Source organism: Massilia sp. Masssp93 (genome assembly GCF_059491295.1).
The window spans coordinates 4,333,512-4,345,728 of record NZ_CP168502.1; the positions used below are offsets into that span (position 1 = coordinate 4,333,512).

Below are 12,217 nucleotides of genomic sequence, written 5' to 3' on the forward strand. Positions count from 1 at the left end.
AGCTCAGTTGTGTAACTTGACGCCGAAGCGCAGGGCGATGCCCAGGCCGATGGCCACGAGCGTGATGTTGATGAACGAGAGCGCGGCCACGAGGTCCGTCGAGCCGCCGGCCCACAGCGACACGAGCATCGCGCCAATCACTTCGGTGCCGGGCGACAGCAGGTACACGCCCGTCGAGTACTCGCGTTCGAAAATCAGGAACACCATCAGCCAGGCGCCCAGCATGCCGAACTTGATCAGCGGGAGCGTCACGTCGCGGGTGACGCGGCCGCGGCTCGCGCCGACGGCACGTGCCGCCTCTTCCAGCTCCGGCCCCACCTGCAGCAGCGACGTCGAGACGAGGCGCATGCCGTAGGCGAGCCACACGACGGAGTACGCGAGCCACAGCGCGAAGATCGTCGAGCGCACCTGGCGCAATGCGGGGATGAAGTGCGCCGACAGCCAGGCGGCCACGCCGTTGTCCATGCCGCGCAGGAAGCTGTCCAGCCAGCTCGGCACGAACAGGAACACCCACAGGAACGACAGGCCGGCCAGCAGGCCCGGCACGGCGCGCGGCACGAGCACGCTGTAATCCAGCAGGCGCGTGATGCCGTCGGCCTTGCGGTGCATGGCCAGCGCGATCGCGGTGTAGCAGGCCACCGCCAGCGCGCCGCCGATCACGCCGATCAGGATCGTGTTGATGATGCCGCGCACGAGCGACGGCTCGTCGAAGATGTCGCGGAAGTGCTGCAGGGTCAGCACGTCGGCCAGCTTGACGCCCTCGCCCCAGTACTGGACGAAGGAACGCAGCACGATGCCGGACAGTGGCAGCACGACGGTGACGAGAATCCATGCGCCCAGCACGGCGAGCGCCACCCACTTCCATTTGCCCAGCGGGAGCGGCTTCTGGCGCGCGCCCTTGCCCTTGATGGACACGTACTTGTTGGCCGACTTGAGCAGCCAGCGCTGCAGCATCACGAGCGGCATCGTCACGGCGACGAGGCACACGGCGACGGCGGCCATCAGGTGGTACGACGGCGTGCCCAGTTTATTGGTCAGCTTGTACAGGTACGTGGCCAGCACGAGGTGGCCTTCCGGGTCGCCCAGCACGAGCACGAGGCCGAACACTTCGAAGCCGAGGAAGAACACCAGCACGCCCGCATACGCGAGGGCCGGCATGATCATCGGCAGCGACACGTTGAACATCACCTGCCACGGCGACGCGCCGGAGACGCGTGCCGCTTCCTCCACGTCGGAGCCGAGGCTCTTCAGCGCGGACGAGGCGTACAGGTACACGTGCGGCACGTGCGTGAGGCCGGCGATGACGACGATGCTCGTGAACGAATACACGTTCCACGGGACGAAGCCGATCAGCTCGTGCACCCAGGTCGAGTAGAAGCCCACGGGGCCCATCGACACGACGTAGCCGAAGCCCATCACCATGGGCGACACGAAGATCGGCACGAGCAGCAGCGGCGCGATCCAGCCGCGGCCCGGCAGGTCGGTACGCACCATCAGGAACGCGAGCATGCCGCCCAGCGGCACGGCGATGACGGCCAGGCCCGAGGCCAGCAGCATGCCGTTCTTGAAGGCGAGCCAGAAGTCGGGGTCGTCGAAAATGAAACGGAAGGCATCCAGCCCGAGCACCTTGTCGGGCATGAAGAACGGCGCACTCAGGACGCTCTGGTAGAACACCAGGAACAGCGGCAGGAAAATGGCCAGGCAGGTCAGCAGCACGACGAGGCCGCGCGTCCAGTTGAAGCGCGGCGCGCGCACGGCCGGCAGGCTGCCGGTGCCGTCGGCGCCCTTGGTGTCGAGTGGCATGGTTGAAGTTGGCATGGTGTGTTCGATCGATGTGAATCCGGTGGTCACTTACGACCGTCGTCCCCGCGCAGGGGGAACGACGGCTTGACGCCTTACTTCTTGCCGGCGTTGGCCTTCCACTCTTTCAGGAACGCGAGACGGAGGGCCGGGTCGAGGTACTCGGCCACGGCCGGGCTGACCGGCAGCGGCTTGACGTTCTTTTCGCCGATCAGCTTGATCAACTCGGTCGACGTCGTTTCGCCCGTCACGTCGGCGCGGATCGCAAACAGCTTGGAGGCGTTGGCGATGATCGTCTGGCCGCGCTGCGACAGCATGTAGTCGATCCACAGCTTGGAGGCGTTCGGGTGCTTGGACATCTTGTTGATGAACTGGACGCGCGAGATGACCAGCGTGTAGTCCTTCGGCAGCACGACGCCCAGCGACGGGTCGGTCTTGGCGCGCACCAGCGCGTAGGAGCCCAGCACGTTATAGCCGATCAGGTTTTCGCCCGACGAGATCCGCTCCAGCATCGTGCCGGTCGAGGACTGCACGCGCACCCTGGCCGCGCCGAACGCCTGCTCGAGCTGCTTGTATTGCGCGAAGTCGCGCGCGTCCTGGGTCATGAACATGAAGCCGACGCCGGATTTCTCGATGTCGTACGTGGTGACCTTGTCCTGGAACTTCGGCTGCTGGATGATGCGCACGAAGTCGGCGTGCGTCTGCGGGACTTCCTCGGGCTTCAGCAGGCGCTTGTTGTAGACGAAGGCGGCCGGTTCGAACGTGGTGCCGTAGGCGGTATCCTTCCACACGGCCCAGGCGGGGAGCTTGGACGCTTCGACCGACCTGTACTGCATCGCGTAGCCGCCAGCGGCCAGTTTCATCTGCAGGTCCATCGCCGAGGACCACAGCACGTCGGCCGTGTCGCCGCCGGCCGCGTTCTCGGAAAAGAAGCGGTTGTACACCTCGGTCGAATTCATGTCGTTGTACTCGACCGTGATGTTCGGGTACAGCGCGTTGAAATCCTTGATCAGCGGCTGGGCGGCCTTGCTGTCGGTGGCGCCGTAGATCACCAGCTTGCCTTCCTTCTTCGCGCCGTCGACCAGTTGCTGGTAGGCGGCCGGATAGCCCGCCGGGACCTGGGCCAGCACAGGGGCGGCGAATGCGAATGCTGCAGAAGCAAAGATGGTGGCAACTGCGGTCTTCTTGAAATTCATGCTTGTCTCCTTGGTAGGTATTGTTGTCGGCCGATGGTGCCGGCCTCGGTGCTAGCGAACCAGGTTGAATTCCCTGGCCTGCCGGTTGTAATCCGTGATGGCCTGCTTCACCCAGCGCGTGAGCGCGTCGCCGGTGAGCGAGAACGGGTGCAGGCCGGCGCTCTGGCGCAGCTGCGCGAATTCGGGCGTCGCCTGCATGCGGGCGAAGGCGTCGACCCAGCGGCGGTAGTCGGCCTCCGGCACGTCGGGCCCCATCCACACGCCGCGGATCACGGGCCACACGATGTCGTAGCCCTGCTCGCGCGCCGTCGGCACGGCCGCCAGCACGCCGGCCAGGCGGTGTTCGGACAGCACGGCCAGCACGCGCACGTTGCCGGGGCCGGAGTACAGCACCGCTTCCGACGCGTCGCCCGAAATCACCTGTACAAAGTTGGCGCTCATCGCCGTGAACGTCTCGCCGCCGCCTTCCAGCGCGACGAAGCGCAGCCGGCGCGGCTCGACGCCGGCGCGGCGCGCCAGCATGGCGATCTTCATCCAGTCCTGGCTGCCGATGGTGCCGGACACGCCGATCAGGACTTGCTGCGGATCGCGCCGGATGGCGTCCATCAACTGGCCGAGGCTGTGCCAGGGCGAGTCGGCGCGCACCGCGATCATGCCGTAGTCGACGCCGAGCGCCGCGACCCAGCGCACGTCATCAAAGGTCGCCTTGCCGAACTTGCCCTCGGCGAGATTGAGCAGCGAACCGCCCGAGAACGCGACGAGGGTGTCCGGCTCGGCGCGCCGCTGCGAGATCAGCGTGTGCCACGCGACGGCGCCGATCCCGCCCGGCAGGTAGGCCAGCTTGAGCTTCGTGTCAGGCAAGGCCTTCTGGGCCAGCTTGCACGTCAGGTCCATGGCCCCGCCCGGTTTGGACGGGATCACGCATTCCGCGCCGGCGCTGGCCGCGGCCGCAACCGCGAACGACGCCGCGGCGGTCAGGATGTGGATGGCGCGCTTCATGATGTTGCGGCCGCGGGTCGTGGATCAGAACCGGTACTGGATGCCGGTCGTGATGCCGGTCTGCGTCGACGCGAAGCCCGGATCGTCGCGCGACAGGCCCACCAGCTGGCCGTGGTCGGCCTTGGCATGCGCCACCGACGCGTACAGCCAGACGCGCTTGGACAGCGAGTACATGGCGCGCGCCACGAGCATCGTCGGATCCGCATCCTTCGCGGCCGACAGGTTCTTGGTGTTGATGTGGTAGACGGCGCCGGTCAGGGTCCACGGGTAGACCGCGTAGGTCACGCCGCCCCAGTAGGTATCGCCTTCCACGTCCGGCGTGGCGGCCTTGCCCGACTGGAGCTTGTAGCCGCGCATGGCGGCGGTGTACTGCAGCGGGCCTTGCTTGTAGGTCGCGCCCAGGTGGAACGCCGTGGTCTTGTCGCGGTTGCCGGTGGCGACGACCGTGTTGCCGTTGATCTGCTCGTACGACGCCATCAGGCCGACGCCGCTGCCGAACCAGGAACCGCCGACGGCGTACTTGCGGCCATCCGACGAGTTGCCGGCCTGCTCGCCCATGCCGACGGTGGCGCCGTAGGTGAAGCCGCCGGTCGTGCCGGTGTACTTGATCAGGTTGTCGAACGCGGTGGTCATGCCGTACTTCGACGGGCCGGTGGCATTGCCCGACGTCGCCCACGAATAGTTGGGCGCGAAGCCCATCGGGTCGAACTTGATGACCAGGTCATAGGTCGTCGTGAACGAGCGGCCGATGATGACGCGGCCGAAGTTGCCTTCGAGGCCGACGTTGGCCTGGCGCTTGAACAGGTTGCCGTCCTGGGCGCCGGTGTCGAGCAGGACACCGCCTTCCAGGTTGAACACGGCTTTCAGGCCGCCGCCCAGGTCTTCGGTGCCGCGGAAGCCCCAGCGCGACGTGTTCTTGCCACCCGAAACGACGCGCACCACGCTGCCGTCGTTGGCGGCGGCGTGATTCACGTACTCGACGCCGGCGTCCACCAGGCCGTAGACCTGGACGTTGGTCTGTGCGGATGCGTTCAGGGAAAGCGCTGCCAGGACGGCGAGCGCGAGGGCCGATTTCTTCATAGTGTCTCCGTTGTTGTGATCAATGCGGTCGTTTGCCGCCTCGTGAAACCAAGGATAGGCGTGCAAAGCTTTCAATCAGCTTTCAAGGAGAGCTCAACTGAGCCTTTCAATCACGGCATTGTGGAAATCACGTAGCAACCGGGCCACGGTGCTTTCGGCATGCCCGCTTTGCGCTTACACTGACGCGATGCGAATCCTGTTAGTCGAAGACCATGTCGAGCTGTCCCACTGGGTATCGAAAGCCCTGCGCGACGCCAATCTCACCGTCGAATGCGCGTCCACGGGCGCCGACGCCGATGCGCTGCTGCACACCCAGGACTACGCGCTCGTGATCCTGGACCTGACGCTGCCGCGCATGGACGGCCTGGACGTGCTGCGCCGCCTGCGCGCGCGCGGCGGCGCGCGCGGGCGCACGCCGGTGATGATCCTGACGGCGCGCGGCGGGCTGGAAGAACGCGTGCAGGGCCTGAACCTGGGCGCCGACGACTACCTCGCCAAGCCGTTCGAACTGGCGGAACTGGAAGCGCGCGTGAAAGCCCTGTTGCGGCGCAGCGTCGGCAACGAGGCGGTCGTGCACCGCTGCGGGCAGCTCAGCTTCGACACCGTCGCGCGCATGTTCACCTACTGCGGCGAACCGCTGGCGCTGACGCCGCGCGAGCACGCCGTGCTGGAAGCGCTGATCTCGCGCCCGGGCCGCGCGCTGTCGAAAGAAAAACTGTTCGACGAAGTGTTCGCGCTGGACGACGACGCCAACCTCGACGCCATCGAGCTGTACATCCACCGCGTGCGCAAGAAACTGGACAAGCGTCCGGACGGCGGCGCCGCCATCGCCACGTTGCGCGGCATCGGCTACCTGCTGCAGGAACGGCCTCCCGCCGCGTCCTGATTCCCGCGATGGCGTCCGTCTCCGCATCGATCCCGCTGCTGGCGCGCCTGTGGCCGCGCCGGCGCGCCGGCGGCGAGGACGCGCCCGCACCGCTGGGCAGCCTGCGCGGCCAGCTGCTGCGCTGGCTGATCGTGCCGCTCGTGATCCTCGTGGCGGCCAACGCCGTGTCGCTGTACCGCGACGCCCTCGACGCCGCCGACATCGCCTACGACCGTTCGCTGCTCGCGTCCACGCGCGCGCTCGCGGAGCGGGTGTCGGTCCGCGACGGCAAGGTCGTGGCGGACGTGCCCTACGTGGCGCTGGACAGCTTCGAGACCGACACGCTGGGCCGCATCTATTACCGCGTGGGCGGCCTGCACGGCGAGACGGTGTCCGGCTACGACGACCTGCCGCCCGTGCCGAAGAACACGCCCCGCTCCGAACTGTATCCGGCCCTCGTGCGGTTTTATCACGCCGACTACAACGGCGAGCCGGTGCGCATCGCCGCCCTGCTGCAGCCCGTGTACGACGATTCCATGCGCGGCATCGCGCTGATCCAGGTGGGCGAGACGCTGGATGCGCGCCGCGCGCTGTCGCGCCGCATCCTCGTCAACACGCTGTGGCGCCAGGCGCTGCTCGTGCTGGCCGTGGCCACGCTCGTGTGGTTCGCCGTGCGCCTCGTGCTGCAGCCGCTGATGCGTTTGAAGCAGGTCGTCGAGACGCGCGCGCTGTCCGACCTGTCCGACGTCGACGAAGCCCTCGTGCACCGCGAAGTGCGGCCGCTGGTCGCGGCGATGAACGGCACGATGGCGCGGATGCAGAACCTCATTGCGAGCCAGCGCCGCTTCATCGCCGATGCGTCGCACCAGCTGCGCACGCCGCTGACGGTGCTCAAGACGCAGGCCGAGCTGGCCCTGCGCGCCAACGATCCGGCCGCGATGGAAGCCATCGTGCGCTCGATCGCGGCGACGACGGATTCGACGGTGCATCTGGCCAACCGCCTGCTGACCCTCGCGCGCATCGAGCACGGCGGCGCGAACGCCGCGCTCGCGCCCGTGCTGCTGGCCGACGTGGCGCGCCAGGTCGGCCTGGAGCTGGCCCTGCCGGCCGTCCAGAAAGGCATCGACCTGGCGCTGGAAGCGGAAGACGACGGCGCGACGACGGTCGATGGCCAGGCCCTGCTGCTGCACGAACTGGTGAGCAACCTCGTCGACAACGCGATCCGCTACACGCCGCCGGGCGGCACCGTGCTGCTGCGCGTGCGCCGGCTGATCGGCGTCGTCGTGCTCGACGTGCAGGACAGCGGGCCGGGCCTCGATCCGGCCGAATACGACAAGGTGTTCATGCCGTTCTACCGGGCGGCGGCGACGCTGGAGAGCAATCCGGGCGGCACCGGGCTGGGACTGGCCATCGTGCGCGACATCGCGACCGTGCACGGGGCGACGCTCGCGCTGGACCGCGCCGAGGGCGGGCCCGGGTTGAAGGTCAGCGTGACGTTCCCGGCGCGGGAGTTGCCGGCGGGGGTGTAGGGCGCCGCCTTGTCGTCTTGCAGGCGATCAAAGCGCACGCCATCCGGCCCGCAAGCACCGCAAAATGCCCCGGCCGGCACCATCCCGCGCCACCTCCCAAACCCGTTTTTCACGACATATTGCGCACAGATAAGCATGCGTTACAGCAAATTCCGCCCTCGTTGAGCGACCACAAACCTGCATCCGGACACGATTCTTGTGCGCCGCAGCACAGGTAGAATGCGCGGATGAAAACGACCGACACCCCTCCCCCGATGCCCGGCGCGGACGACGCGCTGTTCGACGACATCGAGCGCCGCCTGCGTGCGCTCACCACCGCGCCCCTGCACGCGCCCGCCGCCATGCCGCGCCGTTGCGTGGACGAATTTGCGGACGGTTTCCTGGGCCATGCCGGCCATTCCGGATTGACGGCGCGGCAACTGGCGCGGCGCTGGGAAGACCCGTCGCGCGGCTATTTCTGATCGCCTATTTGTAATCGTCCGGGCTCAGGCCGTACTTTTGCATCTTGTAATACAGCGTCTGCTTGGGCACGCCAAGCGCGACGCTGACTTCGCTGATGCTGCCGGCTGCCTTGCGCAATTCCTGTTCGATGACGGCGCGCTCGAACGCGCCGACCTGGTCGCCCAGCGGCACCGGCGCCGCGCTGCGTGCGGCCAGCAGGCCGTCCGCGCCGCTGGCCAGGCCCAGCACGAAGCGCTCGGCGATATTGCGCAGCTCGCGCACGTTGCCGGGCCAGTCGTGCGCCATCAGCGATTGCATCAGCGGGCCCGGCACCGTGGGCACGCCGCGCTTGTAGCGCGCCGCCGCGCCCAGCATGAAATGCTCGAACAGCAGGGGAATGTCCTCGCGCCGCTCGCGCAGCGGCGGCAGGTTCAGCACGATCAGGTTCAGGCGGTAGTACAGGTCGCTGCGGAATTTCTGCTGGTCCGACCATTCCTTCAGGTCGACCTTGGCGGCGGCGATCACGCGCACGTCCACCGGCACGGGCGTGTTCGAGCCGAGCCGCTCGACATAGCGCTCCTGCAGCACGCGCAACATCTTGACCTGCAGCGACAGCGGGAGGCTTTCGACCTCGTCGAGGAACAGCGACCCCTTGTGGGCGTGCTCGATCTTGCCGACCTGCCGCTTGGCCGCGCCGGTGAACGCGCCCATCTCGTGGCCGAACACTTCGCTTTCGAAGATGTTTTCCGGGATCGCGCCGCAATTGAGCGCGACGAAATGGTGCTCGCGGCGGCTGCTGAACTGGTGCAGGCAGCGCGCCACCATCTCCTTGCCGGTGCCGGTCTCGCCGTAGATCAGCACGTCGGCCGACTCGTCGGCCAGGTCGAGGATCAGGCGGCGCAGGTCGCGCATCGCGGCGGATTCGCCCAGCAGCATCGCGTCGATGCCCGCGCCGTTCGCGATGCGGTCGCGCAGCGCGGCGACCTCCAGTATCAGGCGCCGCGTCTCCAGCGCACGCTGCACGGCCTCGACCAGTTGTTCCGACGAATACGGCTTGGGAATGAAATCGTAGGCGCCGCCGCGCATCGCGCCCACCGCCATCGAGATGTCGCCGTGGCCGGTCACGAGTACCACCGGCACCTGCGCATCGATGGCCTTGACGGCGTCCATCAGCGCGAGGCCGCTCATGCCGGGCAGGCGCACGTCGCTGACGATCACGCCGGCGAAACCGGGCCGCATCTGCGCCAGCGCCGGCTCGGCGGCGTCGAATGCGTCGACCTGGAAGCCGGCCAGGTCGAGCGCCTGGACGCTGCCTGCGCGGACGATGGCGTCGTCTTCGACGAGCAGGACTTTCATGGATTCGTACAGTTCGTGCATATTGCTGTCTCCTACTCCGCGCGGGGCAGATCGATGATGAACCGGGCGCCGCCCCCGGGCGGCGACTCGGCGCGAAGGTGGCCGCCGAATTCGCGCACGATCTGCTCGGAGATGGCCAGGCCCAGGCCCAGCCCTTTTCCTTGCGGCTTGGTGGTAAAGAAGGGTTCGAATAAATGTGTGCGTATCGCTTCGGGCACGCCGGGACCGCTGTCGGTCACGGTAATGCGTACCCGCGCGCCGTCGCGCCCGGCGTCGACCACGAGCTCGCGCGGCGTGCTGCCGGCCATCTCCATCGCGTCGAGCGCGTTGCTGAACAGGTTCACGAGCACCTGCTGCAGCCGGTTGCTGTCGCACAGCGCATACAGGTCGCGGGGATGCGTCGACATGCGGAAACCGACCCGCTCCTGCGCGATCCGGCGCTCGACGAGGAACAGGGCCGCCGTGACGGCCTCCCCCACCGCGACGGCGCTGAGCATCGCGTCGGCCTTGCGCGCGAACTGGCGCAGCTGCCCGGTCAGGAGGCCCATGCGCTCGACCAGTTGCGAGATGGTCGCCAGGTTGGCGCGCGCGTCGTCGAGCCGGCCGCGCTCGATCAGCACGCGGGCATTGTCCGACATCGTGCGCAACGCCGTGAGCGGCTGGTTCAGTTCGTGCGTGATGCCGGCCGACAGTTGCCCCAGCACCGCCATCTTGCCCGCCTGGACCAGCTCGCTCTGCGCCTTGCGCAGCTGCTGTTCGGCTTGCTGGCGCACCATGTTCTCGTCGCGGAGCTCGCGGGTCATCGTCTGCAGGCTGGCGGTGCGCTCGGCCACCAGGCTTTCCAGCCGATCGTAGGCGCGCTGCAAATCCTCGCGGGCACGCAGCCGCTGGCGGCCGAGGCGGTGGCGCTGGCGCGCATACAGCACCAGCATGATCGCGAGCGCTTCCGACAGCAGCGTCAGCAGCGCCGCCGCGCGGGCGCCCGCGCGCGCGGGCGCGAGGTCGGACAGGTAGACCAGCTGCCAGTTGCGCGTCGCCAGCGTACGCGACTGGCTCAGCATGGGGCCGCCGGCGACGGGCGGCGGCGCGACGACGATGCTTGCGCCGCGGTCGAGTGCGCGCACCACGCGCAGGCCCAGCGGCGTGAGCGCATGCGAAACATATTGGCGCGACTGTTCCAGTTCCCGCCGCACGGCCGGCGTCAGCGGCGCCAGCGTACGATATTTCCATTCAGGCACCGAGCTCAAAAACACGACGCCATGCGCATCGGCGAGCAGCGCCTTGCCGCCGGCGTCGGCCCAGGTGCCCTCCAGGCTTTCGATATTGACCTTGACGGTCGCCACGCCCAGCATGCGGCCGTCCTGATAAATGCCGCGCGCAAAATAATAACCGGGCTCGCCCCGCGTGGTACCGACCCCGTAGAAGCCGCCCGGCGCGCCGCGCAGCGCATCCCGGACGTAAGGCCGGAAGGCGACGTTGTCGCCGACGAAGCTGTCGGGCTCGCGCCAGTTGCTGGCGGCCTGCGTCACGCCCTGCAGGTTGACGATGTAGATCGAGGTCGACCTGGCCAGGCGGTTGACACGCTCCAGGTAGACGTTGACTTCCGTGCGCAGGGCGGTGTCGCCGGGCCGTTGCAGCAGGGCGATGACGTCCTTGTTCAGTTCGAACGTGCCGGGCAGGAAATCGTATTTGGACAGCAGGTGCTCCAGGCTGGCCGCATAGCTGTCCAGCCGCTGCGCGCCGGACAGCCGCAGGCGGCCGATCGCGGCGTCCTCGGCATAGCGATAGGCCACGCCGGCCAGCGCCACGCAAGCGAGCAGCAGCACGCCCCACAACGCCAGCCGCCGGCGCGGCCAGCGGCCGGCCTGGCGCGGGTTGACGGTGGGTGCGGCTGCGGGCATGGCGGTCCTGAAGTGTTTACGTCATGCGATTAAAACACATGACGCACCCCAAGGTTGATGCCGGTGGTGCCGGCGCCGGCATCGGTGGCATTGCCGACCGTGTAAGCGGCGCCGTCGCGGTTGACGATGTGGCCGTACGCCGCGTACAGGTCGGTGTGCCGGGACAGGCTGTACTCGTAGCCGATCGCGGCCTGGCGCGCGTGCGCCTCGCGGCCGAAGTCGTCGCGGTGGACCACCAGCGAGGCCAGCACCCTGCCCGCGCCGGCCTTCACGGCGAGGCCCAGCAACGCATCCCGGCTGGCATTGCCGAGCACATCGCGATTGCGTGCGTAGGCCGCGTGCGCCGTCACCACGCCGAAGCGGTAGCGGCCGGCCAGCATGGTGTTGCGGTTGTGCGCGGTACCGGTCGCGTTGCCTTGCTGGTGGTGCACCAGCACGAGGGTCAGCGGGCCGGCATCGTAGCCGACGGACGCGCCGATCGTCCGGTTTTTCGTGGTGTCGGCGGCCGCCTCGCCGACGCCGTACAGGACGTCGGCCGACACGCCGTGCCACTTCGGTGTCTGGTACTCGACCGAATTATCGACCCGGGTGAAGGTCGGGAACAGGTTCTGCGCATTGCCCGCGAGGCCGGTACAGAACGGATCGACGACGTCGCGCACGACCTTGTAGTACGGCGCGTACTGGCGGCCCAGGCTGACCGAACCGGCCGCGCCGGCGAGCCCGACGAGGGCCTGGCGGCCGAACAGCCGCCCGCCCTGGCCCGCCGTGCCGGTATCCATGTTGATGCCGTTTTCCAGCACGAAGAAGGCGCTCGTGCCGTCGCCGAGGTCTTCCTTGCCCTTGAAGCCGAGCCGCGAGCCGGACGCCACGCCGCTGCTGACGTTCTCCGTCGAACCGGCCGGGCCGCCGCGTTCCAGCACGATGCCGGCGTCGGCCACGCCGTAGATCTTCACAAAGGACTGCGCCTGTGCGAACGTGGCGCTCAGGCCGAGCGCGCACGCGCCGACGATATAGCGATGTTTCAATCGAGTCTCCGTTGATTGTTGGTAT

The 12,217-nt window shown here is 68.0% G+C and carries 10 protein-coding genes; 3 read left to right on the forward strand and 7 right to left on the reverse strand.

Going from position 1 to position 12,217, the window contains the following annotated elements:
* Positions 1–3 precede the first annotated feature (3 nt).
* The 4 genes from ACEN9Q_RS17815 to ACEN9Q_RS17830 form a co-directional block, all read right to left on the reverse strand.
* On the reverse strand, positions 4–1,803 hold the full coding sequence (locus ACEN9Q_RS17815; protein WP_157201831.1) for an ABC transporter permease: 1,800 nt from the start codon (positions 1,801–1,803) through the stop codon (positions 4–6).
* A gap of 92 nt (positions 1,804–1,895) precedes the next feature.
* Positions 1,896–2,996: an ABC transporter substrate-binding protein gene (locus ACEN9Q_RS17820; RefSeq protein ID WP_495625504.1), complete on the reverse strand. Its 1,101-nt coding sequence runs from the start codon at positions 2,994–2,996 to the stop codon at positions 1,896–1,898.
* Positions 2,997–3,047: 51 nt separating this feature from the next.
* Positions 3,048–3,995: a tripartite tricarboxylate transporter substrate binding protein gene (locus tag ACEN9Q_RS17825; RefSeq protein WP_056440365.1), complete on the reverse strand. Its 948-nt coding sequence runs from the start codon at positions 3,993–3,995 to the stop codon at positions 3,048–3,050.
* Between the two features lie 24 nt (positions 3,996–4,019).
* The gene (locus ACEN9Q_RS17830; protein WP_056440368.1) at positions 4,020–5,075 is read right to left on the reverse strand and encodes a porin; all 1,056 of its coding nucleotides are present in this window, start codon (positions 5,073–5,075) and stop codon (positions 4,020–4,022) included.
* Positions 5,076–5,262: 187 nt separating this feature from the next.
* On the opposite strand from ACEN9Q_RS17830, the gene ACEN9Q_RS17835 reads away from it, so the two are divergent.
* The 3 genes from ACEN9Q_RS17835 to ACEN9Q_RS17845 all read left to right on the forward strand — a co-directional run bounded on the left by ACEN9Q_RS17835 (position 5,263) and on the right by ACEN9Q_RS17845 (position 7,930).
* Positions 5,263–5,961 carry a response regulator gene (locus tag ACEN9Q_RS17835; protein WP_056440369.1) on the forward strand — a complete coding sequence of 233 codons (699 nt, stop codon included), beginning with the start codon at positions 5,263–5,265 and terminating at the stop codon, positions 5,959–5,961.
* An 8-nt stretch (positions 5,962–5,969) separates the two neighbouring features.
* Complete coding sequence (locus ACEN9Q_RS17840) at positions 5,970–7,469, forward strand: sensor histidine kinase (RefSeq protein ID WP_056440373.1); 1,500 nt, start codon at positions 5,970–5,972, stop codon at positions 7,467–7,469.
* Positions 7,470–7,696: 227 nt separating this feature from the next.
* A complete protein-coding gene (locus tag ACEN9Q_RS17845; RefSeq protein WP_157201819.1) occupies positions 7,697–7,930 on the forward strand; it encodes a hypothetical protein in 234 nt (77 codons plus the stop codon).
* A gap of 4 nt (positions 7,931–7,934) precedes the next feature.
* Here ACEN9Q_RS17845 and ACEN9Q_RS17850 read toward each other — a convergent pair whose 3' ends face one another.
* Genes ACEN9Q_RS17850 through ACEN9Q_RS17860 form a run of 3 tightly spaced genes read right to left on the reverse strand, consistent with a single transcriptional unit; the run spans position 7,935 to position 12,192 of the window.
* Entirely contained in the window at positions 7,935–9,287 is a 1,353-nt protein-coding gene (locus ACEN9Q_RS17850) for a sigma-54-dependent transcriptional regulator (protein WP_495625505.1), read from the reverse strand.
* An 11-nt stretch (positions 9,288–9,298) separates the two neighbouring features.
* Entirely contained in the window at positions 9,299–11,167 is a 1,869-nt protein-coding gene (locus tag ACEN9Q_RS17855) for a sensor histidine kinase (RefSeq protein ID WP_495625506.1), read from the reverse strand.
* Between the two features lie 29 nt (positions 11,168–11,196).
* Positions 11,197–12,192 (reverse strand): porin, encoded by a 996-nt coding sequence (locus ACEN9Q_RS17860; RefSeq protein WP_495625507.1) that lies wholly within the window; start codon positions 12,190–12,192, stop codon positions 11,197–11,199.
* Between the last annotated feature and the right edge of the window lie 25 nt (positions 12,193–12,217).